Annotated in this window: 13 protein-coding genes; 6 read left to right on the top strand and 7 right to left on the bottom strand. The window is 44.5% G+C overall.

Going from position 1 to position 16,727, the window contains the following annotated elements; translation table 11 throughout:
* The first annotated feature begins 250 nt into the window (after positions 1-250).
* Together K5R16_RS02035 and K5R16_RS02030 are read left to right on the top strand one after the other, a co-directional pair.
* A complete protein-coding gene (locus tag K5R16_RS02035) occupies positions 251-814 on the top strand; it encodes an OmpA family protein (RefSeq protein WP_220735892.1) in 564 nt (187 codons plus the stop codon).
* Between the two features lie 31 nt (positions 815-845).
* On the top strand, positions 846-1,670 hold the full coding sequence (locus K5R16_RS02030) for a mechanosensitive ion channel family protein (protein ID WP_220735891.1): 825 nt from the start codon (positions 846-848) through the stop codon (positions 1,668-1,670).
* Between the two features lie 55 nt (positions 1,671-1,725).
* Here K5R16_RS02030 and K5R16_RS02025 read toward each other — a convergent pair whose 3' ends face one another.
* Positions 1,726-2,364: a trimeric intracellular cation channel family protein gene (locus K5R16_RS02025; protein WP_220735890.1), complete on the bottom strand. Its 639-nt coding sequence runs from the start codon at positions 2,362-2,364 to the stop codon at positions 1,726-1,728.
* Between the two features lie 372 nt (positions 2,365-2,736).
* Between K5R16_RS02025 and ltaE the strand changes: the two genes are divergently transcribed.
* Entirely contained in the window at positions 2,737-3,750 is a 1,014-nt protein-coding gene (gene ltaE, locus K5R16_RS02020) for a low-specificity L-threonine aldolase (protein WP_220735889.1), read from the top strand.
* Positions 3,751-3,847: 97 nt separating this feature from the next.
* Here the strand turns inward: ltaE and K5R16_RS02015 are convergent, their stop codons facing one another.
* The 3 genes from K5R16_RS02015 to K5R16_RS02005 form a co-directional block, all read right to left on the bottom strand.
* Positions 3,848-4,618 (bottom strand): hypothetical protein, encoded by a 771-nt coding sequence (locus tag K5R16_RS02015; protein ID WP_220735888.1) that lies wholly within the window; start codon positions 4,616-4,618, stop codon positions 3,848-3,850.
* A gap of 186 nt (positions 4,619-4,804) precedes the next feature.
* On the bottom strand, positions 4,805-6,439 hold the full coding sequence (locus K5R16_RS02010) for an alkaline phosphatase (protein ID WP_220735887.1): 1,635 nt from the start codon (positions 6,437-6,439) through the stop codon (positions 4,805-4,807).
* A gap of 77 nt (positions 6,440-6,516) precedes the next feature.
* Entirely contained in the window at positions 6,517-8,022 is a 1,506-nt protein-coding gene (locus K5R16_RS02005; protein ID WP_220735886.1) for an alkaline phosphatase, read from the bottom strand.
* A gap of 291 nt (positions 8,023-8,313) precedes the next feature.
* Between K5R16_RS02005 and K5R16_RS02000 the strand changes: the two genes are divergently transcribed.
* Positions 8,314-8,682, top strand: coding sequence for an acyl-CoA thioesterase (locus K5R16_RS02000; protein WP_220735885.1), 369 nt, complete (start codon positions 8,314-8,316; stop codon positions 8,680-8,682).
* Positions 8,683-8,694: 12 nt separating this feature from the next.
* On the opposite strand, the gene K5R16_RS01995 is transcribed toward K5R16_RS02000, so the two are convergent.
* From K5R16_RS01995 to K5R16_RS01985, 3 genes are all read right to left on the bottom strand, one after another.
* The gene (locus K5R16_RS01995; RefSeq protein ID WP_220735884.1) at positions 8,695-8,913 is read right to left on the bottom strand and encodes a hypothetical protein; all 219 of its coding nucleotides are present in this window, start codon (positions 8,911-8,913) and stop codon (positions 8,695-8,697) included.
* 240 nt (positions 8,914-9,153) lie between these two features.
* Positions 9,154-10,455 (bottom strand): NAD(P)/FAD-dependent oxidoreductase, encoded by a 1,302-nt coding sequence (locus tag K5R16_RS01990; protein ID WP_220735883.1) that lies wholly within the window; start codon positions 10,453-10,455, stop codon positions 9,154-9,156.
* Positions 10,456-10,863: 408 nt separating this feature from the next.
* Positions 10,864-11,226, bottom strand: a complete 363-nt coding sequence (locus tag K5R16_RS01985; RefSeq protein WP_220735882.1) for a cytoplasmic protein — start codon at positions 11,224-11,226, stop codon at positions 10,864-10,866.
* A gap of 550 nt (positions 11,227-11,776) precedes the next feature.
* On the opposite strand from K5R16_RS01985, the gene K5R16_RS01980 reads away from it, so the two are divergent.
* Positions 11,777-12,937: an efflux RND transporter periplasmic adaptor subunit gene (locus tag K5R16_RS01980; protein ID WP_220735881.1), complete on the top strand. Its 1,161-nt coding sequence runs from the start codon at positions 11,777-11,779 to the stop codon at positions 12,935-12,937.
* 9 nt (positions 12,938-12,946) lie between these two features.
* Complete coding sequence (locus tag K5R16_RS01975; protein WP_220735880.1) at positions 12,947-16,069, top strand: efflux RND transporter permease subunit; 3,123 nt, start codon at positions 12,947-12,949, stop codon at positions 16,067-16,069.
* Positions 16,070-16,727: the final 658 nt, after the last annotated feature.

Raw genomic sequence — 16,727 nt, 5'->3', positions numbered from 1 at the left:
TTCATCTCTTTCAATGAATATGCTTAATCCAATAAGCCCATCGATTTTCTCACATAAGTAGGATTTTGCATTGCTAGGCTAATCGCTGGAAACCATCGCAGCGTTTAAAAGGTGTTATGTTGGGTGAAATAACAAAAAATGACTATTATTGTAGTGATTATGTTGGTTTTTTAACTGTATTTTTGTTTTTTGTTAGTTAACATATACCTTAGTTAACTCGGCTATTAGGTTACCGCCAAAGGTTATCAATATGCGATGGTTAGTTTTGCTGGTTGGGTTTTATATATTGACTGCTAATGATGCAGTTTGCCAAAACTGGCCCGATAGCGATGCCGACGGTGTTCCCGATAAAAAAGATGCTTGCCAGTATTCTAGAGCGGGGCTGAGAGTCGATGCTAGTGGTTGCGCCCGAAAAGCTGCAATGACTAACTTGTGCTTGCGGACATTGAACGGTGGCTTCTTTCCTGAAAGCTGTACGCAAATATCGTCCAACCAGGTTAAGTTTGATTTTGCGAGAGCAGATATTTTATTTAGTCAAAGAGTTGTTATTGAGCGTATATCTGAATGGCTAGAGAGTGTTCCTGCGCGCTTAATGTTAGTGGGTCATACAGACTCTGTTGGAGACGAGGCATTTAATCGGCCATTGTCGTTAATGCGAGCGAGCAATGTTAAACAAGTTTTAGTGGATGAATTTAATTTTGCGCCATCACGATTTGACGTAAAAGGGGTTGGCAGTGTCGAGCCTATTGCTGATAACAAGAGCATGAGTGGTCGTGCACTAAATAGAAGAGTTGAATTTTTCGTTGTTTTTTAAAATATAAACTAAAAGTTAAGGGAGTATATACATGGATAACTTGCAAGGTCTGATGGATCAAGCACCAGAGCTGATAGTCACCTATGGCATGAAAATATTATTTGCAGTAATTATTTTTGTGATTGGTAAATTTTTAGCTGGAGTAGCAAAAAAGCTTACCACCAAACTGCTTAAGAAACGCAAAGTTGATGAAACTGTGACTTCATTTGTTAGCAATATCGCTTGGTCGTTGGTGTTGGTATTTACCATTGTTGCCACGCTAGGACAGATTGGTGTGCAAACTGCGTCTCTTGTCGCAGTCATTGGTGCCGCGGGCTTAGCGGTCGGTTTAGCGCTACAAGGTTCGCTATCTAACTTTGCAGCAGGCGTATTGATGGTGTTGTTCCGTCCTTGCAGAGTCGGTGACTATGTAGAGGCAGCAGGAATTGCAGGCACAGTAAGCGAGATAACTATCTTCTCAACTAAACTGCTTACCCCAGATAATAAAGTTATTATTGCACCAAACTCGGCAATGATGGACGGCACTATTGTTAATTATTCGGCAATGGAAACTCGCCGTTTAGATTTAGTGATTGGTGTGTCGTATGACGCTAATCTTGCCGAAACCAAGAAGGTGCTGACTTCAATATTAGATAACAGTCAGTATGTGCTTAAAGATCCTGCTTATACCGTAGCGGTTGCTGAGCTTGCTGATTCATCGGTAAACTTTGTCGTTCGCCCATGGGTTAAAGGCAGTGACTACTGGCCTGCTCATTTCGAAATCCTTGAGCAAATTAAAGTGGCACTTGATGAAGCGGGAATTGGCATTCCATACCCACAGATGGATCTGTATGTGAAAGAGACGCCTGCCAGTTAATCGTAGTTTGTGTTAAGAAAGGCCAGCAATTGCTGGCCTTTTTTGTGGGGGAATACTAGTGAGAGCTGTCAGACTGATATTGATAGTCAAATTTGGGCATTGACCAGTGGTAACGAATCGCTAGCATTCTAAAGCTAAAGCCAAACAGCACCGCAATCGTCAAGCTTAACCATTCAGTGATCCCATTGAGCTTCATTCCCACATAGAGTGCCGCTGTCAGTAATGCGACCAATGCATACAGCTCTTTCTTAAAAATAAGTGGTACCTGATTACACAAAATATCTCGAATTACGCCACCAAATACACCTGTAACAACGCCCATCACGATCGCGATTTCTGCGCTGTAACCTAGCATTAAGGTTTTTTGTGCGCCTACGATTGAAAATACAGCTAGACCAACGGCATCGATCGCCAGAAATAATCGCGATAGATAACGCATTAAAGGCGCGATCATCACGGTTAGTAGCGACGCAGCTGCAATCGCGAGTAGATAGTGGGCATTCTCAATCCATATAATCGGATAATTACCCAGGAGCATATCGCGCAACGTACCACCACCAATTGCGGTGACGCAGCCTATAATGACTACCCCAAAAAGATCCATCTGCTTTTTACCGGCGGCTAGGGCACCAGTCATTGCTTCCGCTAAGATACCGATGAGCCACAAAGCACTAATTACTTTTACTTCTAACATAAGATGCACTAGCTAACTAAAAGGAAGCGGATTTTGCTCCTGTTTGGCCAATAAAGATAGTGATTAAATTTATTTTTTGTCATTACAAAAACTAATGCTCGAATTTTGTCACTTGTCATTAATAATGGCTCGTATAGGGTGTGTGGCAATTTTTTGCCTTGGCTTTACTTGTTGAATGATATTAATGATGCTCAATTATGGCTATCTGTAAGGTGTTTTCTGCTTGGTGTAAGTTAAAGACAGTTTAGTTGTCATGCTGTAAGGGCTGTTTATTTGTTGAACTATCTATTGATTTGGTGCTGGTGCTAGCGCCATAGGCACAGTAGTATTGGCCATTGAGTTCGAAAAACAATATCGAGAATGAGGTAAGTAATGATAGATTTTCGCAGTGATACCGTCACTAAACCTACCGCGGCAATGCGCGCGGCTATTGGCGTTGCTGAGGTCGGAGACGATGTATATGGTGATGATCCAAGCGTAAATTACCTTGAAGATATGGCTGCAGAAATGTTCGGTTTTGATGGTGCATTATTTACTTCATCAGGGACTCAAGCCAACTTATTAGCCTTAATGGGTCATTGTGAGCGCGGCGACGAATACCTGTGTGGTCAACAAGCGCACAACTATAAATTTGAAGGTGGTGGCGCAGCTGTATTAGGTAGCATTCAGCCGCAACCATTAACTAACCAAGCTGATGGCAGTATTTTGCTCACTGATATTGAAGCTGCTATTAAACCTGATGACATCCATTTTGCTCGTACTCGATTATTGAGTTTGGAAAACACAATTGGTGGCAAAGTTGTGCCACAAAGCTATTTAGCTCAAGCGCAGAGTTTGGCGTTTGAAAAGGGGCTAAAAATCCACCTTGATGGCGCTCGAGTGGCTAATGCTGCGGTTGCACAGAATTTGCCCATTACTGATATTACCCAATATTTCGACTCTGTTTCTATTTGTTTATCAAAGGGGCTATGTGCACCTGTTGGCTCAATACTGTTAGCCGATGAGCGCTTGATCAAAAAAGCCCGTCGCTGGCGAAAAGTATTAGGTGGCGGTATGCGCCAAGCAGGGATTTTGGCCGCTGCAGCACAGTTAGCATTGACCGATCAAGTTGAGCGATTAGCAGAAGATCATGATAACGCTAGCTACTTAGCGTCGCAGTTGTCTGCAATTAGCTGTTTTGATGTTGATTTGTCGTTAGTGCAGACCAATATGGTATTTGCTGCCGTTGTTGGCGAGATGGATATTAATGCTGTTGCTAACGAGCTTAAGCAGAAAGGCATACTCATTAGTGCCGGGCAAACGTTACGTTTAGTCACTCATGCTGATATATCTCGTACAGATATCGATAGCTTTATTCGCGAACTTAAAGTGATATTACAGCGTTAGTTAATGCCCGTTGCTTAACGTGCTGCTCGAATAATTACAAAGCCCCTAACAGCTAGGGGCTTTTTATTTGTCGATTACCTCGCAGTTTCCCGAAAGATTAATGCTTATGGCCACTTTCTCCGCCTGAAAGCTTGTTGCCTTCGCTGTCGTAAAAACCGCTACTACCATGTTGGATAAAGCCCTGATGGATCATTTTAGCGATGAACGGATCTGACTCATTGTCGCCGACATCGGCAAAATCTATATCTTGGTAGCCTGAGATCAGCGCGCTAAACTCATTGCTTGGAAAAGCTGTTAACTCAAGCAGCTGATACTGCATGCTGCCGTTAGCATTACTAACCACAAAAGAGCGCGGTAGGTCTAGTTTATCAATCCAGCTTACAACGAGCTTTTGACCTGATTGCTCTCCAGTGTATTGCTGGGTGATACAGGTATCTGACATGTCTGTGTTACTGAACGCTGTTTGCTGCAAGCCTTCAATCGTCGCCGGAGAGATAAGGTGGTTTAACTGCTCGAAATTGAAGTGCATATTAAGCGAGAGCAGATCGCCTTTTCGGTAACTCACAGAGCGACGCTCATTAGGAAAATAGCGAACATATTCTCCGCGGCTATCCCACAACTCGAAGCTTTGTGGATTGTGTTGATAGATAACCTGTTGCTTATTACGTATCAAGGTTACTTCACGACTGTCGCCATGACTGTTGCTAACAGCATAGCGCGCACTGAGATGTGACGCATCGATTGTGGTTTCTACTGATTGGCATTGCGTCGCATAAGCTGCTGAGCTGAAAAGTTGACTAATTAAGCCACCAGCTAATAGTAGTGCAGTGCGTGTCGATAATGGTATAGAGCCTAATGGGTACTGCATGCTCACTCCTTAAAGGGGCTGAATCCTGATTTACACTGTTGTGTATTACTTGTGCCTAAGGCCGCTAATACTCGAGCCTAGAGCATCTAGTACTCGTGCTTAGATGATTTTAGTTATGTGAAAAAGCCACTGACTACTGACTGAGTTCAGTGGCTTGTAACATCATCTCTGTTAAAGAACGCTTAGTTACGGCTGCATCGCTTCAGCTTTTTCGACTAAGCTTGCTGCGTGGTTCATTACATGAAAGATGTGGTTTTGCTCTACCGTGCCTTGAACAAGGTGTGAGCCAGGACCGCTGGCGAATATGCCAACATCTTCACCTGCATGAGTTTCGCTGCCTAGTGGCACAAGTGCCTCTTGATGGAAACCTGCATGTTGGGTGTCAACGTAGTTCAAATCGAAGCGACCAGGTGCCGCGGCGTAGCCGTATCGCTCATCGCCACCCGTTGCTAAGCTGGCATAGCCTAAGCCGTTAGCGTAGCCAACAGTCGTGTATGGTAAGCCATTAGAGTCTGTAGCATTAGTGATGGCAGGTTGACCGTCTGCACCGTTGCCTTTTACCAGTCCTAGAATTGGGTTGCCGCGAGTTGGATAACCCGCAATGGTAAATACGTGGCTGTGATCTGCCGTGACCATCAGCAATGTATCTTTATTCGAGGTTTTCTCCATCGCAATACGCACTGCTTCAGACAGTGCGATAGTGTCATGTAACGCACGGGCTGCATTACCCGCATGGTGGGCGTGGTCGATACGACCCGCTTCAATGATAAGCACAAATCCTTTGTCATTCTTTTGCAAAATATCAATTGATTTGGCGGTCATTTCAGCAAGTGATGGTTCGCCTGTAACGCCGTTTGTGGTGCGATCAAAGTCATACTCCATATGTGATGAGTTAAACAAACCTAATGCATGATCTGTGCTGCTTGGGTCAAGTGTTAGGAAGCTGTCTCTGTCAGTCACGTAAGCCGCGTTGTTGTACTTTGCTAACCACTCATCAGTTAGGTTTCGGTTATCGAGGCGTTTACCAGACTTTCCTTCGGGATCTGTCATTGTGTTTGGAATAAACGCGCGTCGACCTCCACCCATGACCACATTAAGTCCGTTACCAAAGTCAAAATCGAGCAGTTGTGAAGCGATATCCTTACAGCCATTTGTTACTGCCTCGGCGGGTAGATCTGCATCGCTCTCCCAGTTGCGCTCTGGGGCGTGGGCATAAGTTGCTGCAGGGGTTGCATGAGTGATGCGCGCTGTAGAGACCACCCCCGTAGATAACCCAGCCATTGCCGCAAGTTCAAGCGAGGTGACAAGATTTTGGCCTGCGGTTGAAGCGCAGTTGCCACGGCTGACACCTTCTGCTTGCGAAAGCACGCCAACATCAGTTTTTACACCAGTAACCATTGCCGTCATGGTGCCCGCTGAATCGGGGGTTTGACCATCGACGTTATAGGTCTTAGCTAGGCCTAAGTAAGGCAAGGTCTCAAACGATAGTGAGTTTTCTTCACCGGTTTGTCCTTGCAATTGTCCTTCTAAAATACGCGCTGCCGTGACGGTTGATACGCCCATACCATCGCCGACAAATAGGATAATATTTTTAGCTGCCCCGGCTTGATTTTCAACGGTTAAGCCATCGGCTTTTGCGACTCTAGCTTGGCCGTCGATAAACCACTGATTAACCGCGGTCCAGTCTTGGCCGTTGCTACCATTTCCACCATTGCTGCCATCATTTCCGTTACTACCATCTGCGCCGTTATCCCCATCGCTGCCACAAGCCGCTAAACCAAGCATTGCTGCAATCGAAAGTACGAGTAATTTCTTGTTCATTTTTAACTCCAATTGTTGGGTACTATCGCTGACTTACTTAATGCGTCAGCAGAAATTGATTAATGACCTATTAGGTATTAATACTTAGTACCGCCTAGCGTTTGTGCTTGATTGATGATGTGGAAGATAACGTTCTGCTCGATTACGCCTTGGATAAGATCTGAGCCTGGACCGGTTGCATGCAAAGTAATATCTTCGCCGGCATGGGTTTCACTGCTCATTGGCACTAGTGATTGCTGCATAAAATCTTTATCTTTGGTATCTACTGAACTTAAATCATCACGCATACCAACTACTGCGCCAGGCCCGTTGGTGTAACCTACAGTCGTGTAGGGTTTGCCATCTTGTGCGATAGCCAAGTCGCCACCAACATTGTGGACTAAACCAAGTATTGGATTACCACGCTTAGGGTAGCCTGCGATAGTAAATACATGGCTATGGTCAGCGGTAACCATAATGAGTGTTTCTTCTGGATCGGTTGCTTCAACAGCTGCTTTTACTGCATTCGATAGCTCTACCGTGTCCATCATGGCGCGATAAGCATTGCCTGAATGGTGAGCATGATCGATTCGGCCTGATTCAACGATAAGCAGATAGCCATCTTCGTTCTTATTGAGTAGCTCAATCGATTTACTTGTCATCTCAGTCAGAGACGGTTCACCGGCGGTGTCATCAGCTCTATCAGCCTCATACTCCATATGAGAGGAGTTAAATAAACCCAATAGGTGATCGGTAGTGCTTACGTCAATGGCATCAAAACCGGCTTTATCCCAAACGTAGGCGGAGTTGCTTAAGTTGTCAGTCCAAGCTGCAGTTAAATCCACCCCATCGGTGCGGCGACCGCTTTTGTTCTCGCCATCGGTGACATCGTTTGGAATGAAGTTACGACGACCACCGCCCAGTGCCACACTTAAAGCATCCGCTTCATCGCGCATCACTAGTTGGTAGGCGATGTCTTTACATTCATTCGCGATAGCTTCTGCTGGAAGATTAGAGTCTGCTTCCCAATTACGCTCAGGAGATGTCGCGTAAGCGGCGGCTGGCGTTGCATGGGTGATGCGGGCGGTACTGACAACCCCTGTTGATAGACCTTTGGCATTAGCCAGATCAACTAAAGTAATCAGCTCGTTACCTTTTGAAGATAGACAGTTCGCACGCAGGCTATTGTCTGATACTGATAACACGCCTGCTTTAGATTTAACGCCAGTGACAATCGCTGTCATGGTGCCAGCTGAGTCTGGGGTTTGTTGGTTAGTGTTGTAGGTTTTAACCAATGCTGTTTTTGGAAACTGCTCAAAACTTAAAAAGTTCTCTTCGCCACCTTGATTGCCTGTTTGCTGTTGCCCTTCAAAAATCCGCGCAGCAGTTAAGGTTGAAACACCCATGCCGTCACCGACAAATAAAATCACATTTTTAGCTTTTTTAGCTGTTGTTTGTTGGGTTTTATCGCTAACTAACTTTGCGCTGTCTTTATACCATTGGCTATCAGTTTGATTGCTGGGCAGTACAGCAGCATTGGCTGCGATTGTTACCAGACTGCAAGAGGCCATTGCCGCTATCTTTTTGATATTAATCACTATCATCACCGTCAATTTGTATTATTTAAAGGAGGTTTGTTTGTGGCGCAGTGATTGTCGGGCACAAGCATGACGATATGGCGATGATTTTGTGTCAGTTTTATTGCTGATTAACTAGAGGCGCGCCTAATACCTTTCACCTACTTTGGTGCACTGCTGCATCAGCAGTGTGCAAAACGAATAACTTGGGGAGTAGCTTATTTTGCTTAGTTATTGAAATTAAGGGTTTTAATTTTTGGCTTACTAATTGCTACTACTTTGTAGGTATTTAACGTTACAGTTGCTGAGGTAAAAGAAATGAAGTTTTACAGTCGACGGTTTATAAAGCCAGAACATCTTAATCCTGCCAATTCCCTATTTGGTGGTCAGCTTTTGAGTTGGATTGATGAAGAGGCCGCTATTTTTGCGGGTTGCCAAATGCAGAGCCAAAGTCATGTGACTAAGTTGATTTCTGAGGTGAACTTTATGACGCCAGCAAGGCAGGGGGATGTGATCGAATTTGGCTTATCTTTATTAAGTTATGGTTCAAGCTCAATCACAGTATCTTGCAGAGTGCGTAATAAACTCACCCATGCCCCCATTGTCAGTATCGACAAAATGGTGTTCGTTCATGTTAATGAGCAAGGGTTGCCCGTACCGCATGGTATGCGTGCTAATGCGGCTTAATTTGAGGGTTATTTATAGCGTATCGTCTTCGCTAAGGTCATTTTTTACTGAATTAACCGCATCGCGGGATGCATGACCTATTGCACGAGTGGCATCACGGCTAGCATGACCAATTTCGGTGGTGACTTCTTTGGTGGTTGCACCGATTTGATTACCAGCGTCTTTGAGTTCTGCACAGGCGCTGAGCATGCTAATTGCAATAATCGTCATTGCAAGCGTTGATCGTTTCATAGCTTAATACCAATCACAGTAAGTAAGAGTTCAGAGATAGCGCAGGAAAAACGCTTGAGAACTAGGCGGTAATTTTCGATAAATAGTTATTCTACAAACAAAATGTCTAACAACGTTATCGAGTGTTTTAACAAGCTAGGTTGAGCAGTTATTTACTACGATTGGTATAATACCATCTTGAAAAATAATTGCTGGCACTATGCCAGCAATTTTCAATTTGATCTAGTATGCCACGGCGGATTAGTGCAGCTTGAGGTGTGGGTGGATGATACGGCTAATGCCTTTAGCAAACATCAAAAGCGTACCTTTCACTGGGCCATGTAGCTCTATTAAGTGTCTTCTATAAAGTGAGGTGTAAACGAAGCGAGCAATCTTGCCCTCTACCATCACGCCACCGCCAATAAATGACATTAAGTTACCTACAGTGTGGAATTTAGATAGGTTAACTAATGCGCCTAAGTCTTTATAGACATAGTTATTTGATGCAGCTTTGCCATTAAGCAGCAACATGATGTTGTCTGCGGTCATCAAGGCCATTTGCCTAGCGGATTGGCCTCTTGGCGGCACCCAGCTGCCATCTTCCTGCGGACAAGCTGCACAATCACCAATAGCAAAAATAGCCGGATCGCGGGTAGTCTGCATGTTCTGCTGCACCATCACTTGATTGATATGGTTGCTCTCTAGTCCACCAATCTCTTTTAAAAAATCAGGCGCTTTTACACCGGTAGACCAAATCACCATATCTGATGGAATGAATTCATCTTCAGAAGTGTGTAAGCCTTCACTGGTCACTTGATTAATCCGAGTATCAGTCATCACCTTAACCCCAATTGCGGTTAACTCTTTGGCGACAGATTCTGATATCTCAGCTTTTTCTACTTTTGGCAGAATACGTTTGTCTGCTTCAATTAAGGTGATCTCAAGGAGAGTGCTATCAATTTTGTAACCAAAGCCTCGCAGTTGGTCAACGGCGTGGTGCATCTCTGCTGACATTTCAACGCCCGTTGCGCCAGCGCCCACGACTGCAATCTTAATTTTTTCATCCAGTTGGTGATGGCTTGCATAGCGCATGAACTTGTTTAGCAAAATGGTGCGGATCTCCATTGCTTGTTCTGTGCTGTCTAAAAAGACGCAGTTGTCACGTACACCATCAATATTAAAGTCATTGGCAATACTACCAATGGCAATAACAAGATAATCGTAATCAATACGACGTGCAGGCAATAACTCTTCACCGTTGTCATCAGTTATAGGGGCCAGAATAACCTGTTTAGTCTCTCTATCGATATCTGTCATCGCGCCTTGTTGGAAGTGATAACCATGGGCAGCGGCATGACCACGATAGCTTATCGCGTCAATGCCGATATCAAGTGCGCCAGTTGCTACTTCGTGCAATAAAGGTTTCCAAACATGGCTGTCAGCACAATCTATCAGTGTGACTCTCGCCTTGCCTTTGCGACCGAGTTTATGACCCAGTTTGGTGGCTATCTCCATTCCACCAGCGCCACCACCGACGATGACAATATTTGCCATTTCATGCATAAGTGTACAATCCTTAATTAAATATAGTGATAATCGAAAAATAGGTTGTTGAATTGGTGGTGGTTGTAACTTATTGTTTTTGTTATTTTACTTTTACCTTAAATTATCCTTAAAATAAAAAAGTAACAACACATTGTATAAGGTTATTGTAGCAGTGAGTAATGAAAGCAGCAATTTGCTCTTTCTCTAGCAAAATTTTGGCTAAAAGTGGTTTTAAAGTTTTTATTCTATTGATTAATAGCACTTTTATTTAATCTGTATGGGATTTTATAGGCGTGATTTGCTGGTTTTTGGGGGAGAAAACTGTGAACTTGGGGCTAAATGAATGTTTAGAAGTGTGAACTCGATAGTAGTTTGTATCAGAGGTGGTTAGCGGCATGCCCCAAAGTAGAGCATGCCTGCTAATGACTAAAGTTTGCTTAAGCGTGATTTATAATCGTCAATGATATGTTCCATGATCTCTTGTACTGAGGTGTCTTTGGTTTTGTTGTCCATAAAGACTTTGAAGGTTACCAGTACGTGAATGTCATCCTTTAGGCGGTCATTCTTCATCGAAAAGTAAGCTTGCTCTTGCTCCGCCTCTCTGACAACACAACCCTCATGTTCAAACAGTCGAGTGCCTGAATGGCCATGCCATTTAGTGATTCTGTCTAGAGCGATTTCACATGAACGGTTAATTTCAATGTGGTTTAACCAGCTGGTTGGGTGAGAAGGATCCTTTATATGAGGGCATCGGACTGTATAGTTATAAACGTGAGAAATTGCTGTCATAAATTACCTACCTGTTCGCTGTAACGGATGCCGTATCGGGCACTGTTTTTTATAATGGTCAACATCATTATGTTGGCCTGTGCGTACTGTATGTGTCTAACGTTAACAATTAAGTTTTAACTTTGGTTATCTAAACTAATAACAGCTGCTTTGTCATGCTGTTAGATAAATAACGAAAAGAGCTAATTCATTTGTAACACTATTGGCTAATGATTGAAACTAACAAGCTTGCTAACTTGGAAGCCTAGCTAAAACTTAGTTGCTCTGAGTATTTTTTACCATGACATAGCCGCCAATAAACTTGCCCTAGCTCTCACTTTTGCCCCAGCAACTTCGACATAGGGCTACTTTGGCTAATAAAGCATCAGTTAATTTAACTCAACGGATTTGTAACAGGCTCTGGCCCTAGCAGGAGTCAATAATAAAACCCAGTCGTGATTGGCTGTAAAGATAATGAAACAAACATGTAAAAAGGTTTATATAATGATGAGTATGTGCTTATAATTTCAAGATAAAAATAATCTCTTATTAATCCCCTCAGGAGGCTTTAATGGCCTGTTCAACAGTTTCTAAATTAAAACTGCTCGCCATGGTGTGTATTAGTGTGATTGCTACTGGTTGCGGTGAAGCTCCAGCACCGCAAGCTCCCATGTTACCGAGTGTGATAGTGAGCACTGCTCATCAGCAAGAGATCCAATCAAAAAGTGAGATTGTTGGCCGAACACGGGCGTCGGAAGATGTGATGATTAAATCACAAATTCAGGGGCAGTTACTTAAACGTACATTCGTTGAAGGTGATGATGTAAAGCAAGGGGATTTACTGTTTGAAATCGACCCCGCTACTTACGTGGCAGAACTCGCTCAGCAAAAAGCGGTGTTAAAGCAAGCGATTGCTTCTCGAGATGTGGCCGTGATGAACTGGGAACGTGGTCGCCGTCTATTACCTGATGGCATGATTAGCGCCCAAGACATGGATGAGTTGACTTCACGTAAACTAACTACCGCTGCTGGGGTTGTTCAAGCTGAAGCCTCGGTGAGTGCCGCAGAGCTACAACTTAGCTATACCAAGGTTTATGCGCCAATCTCAGGACGAATTAGTAACTCGAAGGTCAGTACTGGTGACATCATCAGTCCACAATCAGATATGGCCAATTTAGTACAGTTACAGCCTATGTGGGTTAACTTCCAAGTGGCTGAAAGGTCGTTAATTACTGCACAGCAAAACTTCTCTAAAGCGCTATCGCGAGATATTAAAATCCAAGATATCGTGATTAATTTACGTCTGCCAAATGCCACAATGCATAAGGAGACTGGTTATATCGACTTTATTAGTAACAAAGTTGACCCTTCAACCGGTACTTTGCCACTTCGAGCAACCTTCGAAAATGCCGATAACTTTATGCTACCGGGCATGTTTGTGACACTCATCATTGAGTCGCCAGTCAAAGAGCAAGCGTTATTGATCCCACAAGCCTCGGTGCAAGAGGACCAACAAGGTCGCTTTGTGATGGTGTTGAATGATAAAAACCTAGTTGAAAAACGTATTGTTGAACTGGGCGAGCGTTTCGGTATTGAATGGCGAGTTCTGAGTGGTCTTGAAGGCGGCGATCGTATAGTGGTCGACGGCCTGCAAAAGATCCGACCCGGTATTGAAGTGAATGCTGTGGAGCAAGAGATTGTTCCTTTTCAAGAAGCTAACCAAACTAAGTAGGGGATTGCTATGATTAGTCAATTCTTCATCAATAGGCCTAAATTTGCCTTTGTGATCTCTACCGTACTGACCTTGGTTGGGCTTATCTCTATCCCTATCTTGTCAGTGGCAGAGTTTCCAGAAATAGCACCACCACAAGTCAGCGTATCGACCAGCTACTCTGGTGCGAGTGCCGATATTGTAAAAGACACTATTGCCCAGCCTTTAGAAGCGGAAGTGAACGGCGTTGAAGGCATGCTGTATATGGAGTCAAAGAGCGCCAATGACGGCAGCTACTCGCTCAACGTGACATTTGAGGTAGGCACTGACCCTGACATGGCACAGGTCAAAGTGCAGAACCGGGTGCAACAAGCAATGCCGCGGCTACCTGAAGAGGTAAAAAGGCAGGGCGTAAAAGTTGAAAAGCAAAGCCCGAACATATTGATGGTGGTCAACCTGGTTTCGCCTAATGAAACCTTCGATTCACTGTTTATTACCAACTATGCCGGACTCAACGTTAAAGATGCGTTAGCACGTCAAAATGGTGTGTCAAAAGTACAGATTATTGGTGCGTTAGATTACGCCATGCGGATCTGGCTTGATCCCGATAAGATGGCCAGCTTTTCGATTACGGCAACCGATGTCATCGGCGCGCTGCAAGAGCAAAACATTCAAGTGGCAGCAGGGCGAATTGGTGCCGCACCGGTTGATCCCGATCAGCAGTTTCAATATACCTTGCAAACAAAAGGGCGTTTGAAGAACCCGAAAGAGTTTGCAAATGTTGTTGTACGAGCCAATGACGATGGCTCTAAAATCATTGTTGGCGACGTGGCACGGGTTGAGCTTGGCTCACAAACCTATGACGCTCAAGGTAAGCTCAATAACAAACCGTCTGCGATTATCTCTATCTATCAATCACCCGATGCCAATGCGTTAGACGTGGCTAAAGGTATTCGTGCGCAGATGGAAGCCTTGTCGGCAAACTTCCCTAAAGACTTAGAGTATGAAGTGCTCTACGACACTACAGAGTTTGTTGAAACCTCTATCAAAGAAGTGGTGCAGACGCTGTTTATCTCTGTCGCGTTGGTGATTTTTGTAGTGTTTATCTTCCTGCAAGATGTACGTTCTACACTTATCCCAGGTATCGCGATTCCGGTATCTTTGATTGGTACCTTTGCCTTCTTGCTACTGTCTGGCATGAGCATTAATACCGTCTCGTTATTCGCACTTATCTTAGCCATTGGTATTGTGGTCGATGATGCTATCGTGGTGGTCGAGAACGTCACACGTCTAATGCAAGATGAGGGCTTATCGCCTAAAGAAGCAACCTCTAAAGCGATGCAAGAGGTTACCGGCCCAATTATTGCGACCACATTGGTATTGCTTGCCGTGTTTGCGCCAACGGCTGTGATGCCAGGGATCACCGGGCAGATGTATGCGCAGTTCTCTGTGACCATCTGTATCTCGGTACTTATCTCATCGGTTAATGCATTAACCTTAAGTCCGGCATTGTGCGCCTCGGTATTGCGTCCACCTAAAGAGCATACTCAAGGTTTTCATGCCAAATTCAACAAGCACTTTAATGTCTTTACAGGAAAATACACCAAATTAGTCCATGTGCTGACTCGTAAGCTAATGCTAGTGCTGGTGGTCTTTATTGCTCTGCTAGTCGCAACGGGTGGCTTAGCTAAAATCTTGCCATCAGGTTTTGTGCCTATGGAAGATAAAAAAGCCTTTATGGTAGATATTCAACTTCCTGATGGTGCGTCATTAAACCGTACAGAAGATGTGATGCGTGATCTAGTTGAGTTAACGTTAGCTGAACCGGGCGTTGAAAATGTCATCCATGCCAGTGGCTTTAGTATCCTAACTGGCTCAGTTGCATCAAACGGAGGTTTGATGATTGTGACGCTGTCGACTTGGTCTGAGCGTGATACGCCAGATATGGCAGAACATGCTATTGTGGCAAAGCTGCAGGCCAAATACGCTGCCAATCCGTCAGTGAAAGCGATGGCATTCTCGTTGCCGCCTATTCCTGGTGTCGGTAGTGTGGGTGGCTTTGAATTTGTGTTGCAAGACACGCAGGGTCGTAGTCCACAGGAGTTAGCATCGGTGATGCGTGCGCTCATTATGAAAGCCAATGAGCAGCCAGAAATTGCCATGTCGTTTAGTAATTTCCGCGCCGATGTACCGCAGATGTTTGTTGATGTTGACCGTGACAAAGCTAAAGCATTGGGGATACCGCTAAACGAGATCTTCACTACCATGCAGACCATGCTTGGTTCGATGTATGTCAATGACTTCAACCGCTTTGGTAAGGTCTTCAGAGTCATCTTGCAAGCAGAAGCTGATTTCCGTAACTCCGATATGGATATTGCCCGTTTCTACGTAAGATCCTCGACCGGTGAGATGGTACCACTGAGTACCTTAGTGACAGTGACACCGATCCTCGGGCCTGATGTGATGAACTCATACAACATGTTTAGTTCAACCACGATTAACGGTTTCCCTGCGCCAGGCTTTAGCTCTGGTGATGCTATTCGTGCCATGGAACGAGCGGCGGCAGAGACTTTACCGACAGGTTACAGCTATGAGTGGACAGGGCAAACTTACCAAGAGATTAAAGCGGGTAACTTAGCGCCATTAATCTTCGCTTTAGCATTGGTATTTACCTACCTATTCTTGGTGGCGCAATACGAGAGCTGGACCATTCCGTTTGCGGTGATGTTAGCTGTGCCGATTGCGATACTGGGAGCGTTCCTCAATATCTGGCTGGTGGGCGCAGAGCTTAATCTGTACGCACAGATTGGTTTGGTGCTATTGATAGGACTCGCCTGTAAGAATGCTATCTTGATTGTAGAGTTTGCTAAGCAGCTCAGAGAAGAGGGCAAGAGCATTCTCGATGCAGGAGAAACGGCAGCAAGATTACGTTTCCGTGCGGTATTGATGACCGCTTTCTCGTTCTTACTCGGGGTATTACCTTTGGTCATCGCCACTGGTGCTGGTGCGGGTAGTCGCCGTGCGTTGGGTTACTCGGTATTTGGCGGCATGTTAGCAGCAACAATAGTAGGAACACTGCTAGTACCTGTTTTCTACGTGATGATGCAAACACTGCGCGAAAAGTTTAAAGGCGAGGCTAAAGTAGAGAGCTAAGCGCTAGCTTAGCAAGTTAAATAAGATTAAGGCCTGCTTTGAGCGGGCCTTTTTATGCCGGCTTTTTAAGTAATACCAATTCCATTAAAGATATACTCAGTTCAGGGCTTACAATTCAAGGCGCATTGTGGAAGAAAGGGTTATTCCCTTTTGGGACAATGCAACGTAGCAATGAAAGTCCTTAAACGCTGACAACGTGCGGCTGATATTTAAGGCATGGGCAAATCACTTAATGCAGCGCATGTGGCGTTCGAGATACCACTAAATGGTCTATTTTGTTCCATACAAAATAAGACATTCCGGCCCTCCTTGGCAGTCAGATTTAGGAGGTGCGAGACCAAGGATCGTCGAAGGTAGAATAATGCAGGAGCAATTATCGAGAGCGGAGCAGGATGCCAGAGCCGAGAATAACGATTAGCTCAAACCCCACTACTCGTCTAAAGTAATCTTAATTCCCGCTGCATGAGCAACTCTTTAATGGAGTAGGTATAGAGACGTCACCTAATTCTCAGACAACTCATAACACGATCAAGTCCTATTCAACTGCAAAATAACTTAAGCTAGCGCTAATCAATTAAGTAACAACAACCCGTAAATAAACACCTTGGCAACAGTTGTGGAACGACTTGGTTAATAGTGGTGGTTAATGCAACACTTG

The organism is Shewanella sp. c952 (assembly GCF_019654975.1).
Taxonomy (GTDB): domain Bacteria; phylum Pseudomonadota; class Gammaproteobacteria; order Enterobacterales; family Shewanellaceae; genus Shewanella.
Note: the sequence above shows the minus strand (reverse complement) of the source record. Positions and strands in the feature narration are given on the sequence as shown.

Coding starts and splice junctions, on each gene's coding strand:
- ltaE (WP_220735889.1), top strand. CDS start 2,737: ATGATAGATTTTCGCAGTGATACCGTCACTAAACCTACCGCGGCAATG.
- K5R16_RS02015 (WP_220735888.1), bottom strand. CDS start 4,618: ATGCAGTACCCATTAGGCTCTATACCATTATCGACACGCACTGCACTA.
- K5R16_RS02010 (WP_220735887.1), bottom strand. CDS start 6,439: ATGAACAAGAAATTACTCGTACTTTCGATTGCAGCAATGCTTGGTTTA.
- K5R16_RS02000 (WP_220735885.1), top strand. CDS start 8,314: ATGAAGTTTTACAGTCGACGGTTTATAAAGCCAGAACATCTTAATCCT.
- K5R16_RS01980 (WP_220735881.1), top strand. CDS start 11,777: ATGGCCTGTTCAACAGTTTCTAAATTAAAACTGCTCGCCATGGTGTGT.
- K5R16_RS01990 (WP_220735883.1), bottom strand. CDS start 10,455: ATGCATGAAATGGCAAATATTGTCATCGTCGGTGGTGGCGCTGGTGGA.
- K5R16_RS02035 (WP_220735892.1), top strand. CDS start 251: ATGCGATGGTTAGTTTTGCTGGTTGGGTTTTATATATTGACTGCTAAT.
- K5R16_RS02005 (WP_220735886.1), bottom strand. CDS start 8,022: ATGATAGTGATTAATATCAAAAAGATAGCGGCAATGGCCTCTTGCAGT.
- K5R16_RS01995 (WP_220735884.1), bottom strand. CDS start 8,913: ATGAAACGATCAACGCTTGCAATGACGATTATTGCAATTAGCATGCTC.
- K5R16_RS01975 (WP_220735880.1), top strand. CDS start 12,947: ATGATTAGTCAATTCTTCATCAATAGGCCTAAATTTGCCTTTGTGATC.
- K5R16_RS01985 (WP_220735882.1), bottom strand. CDS start 11,226: ATGACAGCAATTTCTCACGTTTATAACTATACAGTCCGATGCCCTCAT.
- K5R16_RS02025 (WP_220735890.1), bottom strand. CDS start 2,364: ATGTTAGAAGTAAAAGTAATTAGTGCTTTGTGGCTCATCGGTATCTTA.
- K5R16_RS02030 (WP_220735891.1), top strand. CDS start 846: ATGGATAACTTGCAAGGTCTGATGGATCAAGCACCAGAGCTGATAGTC.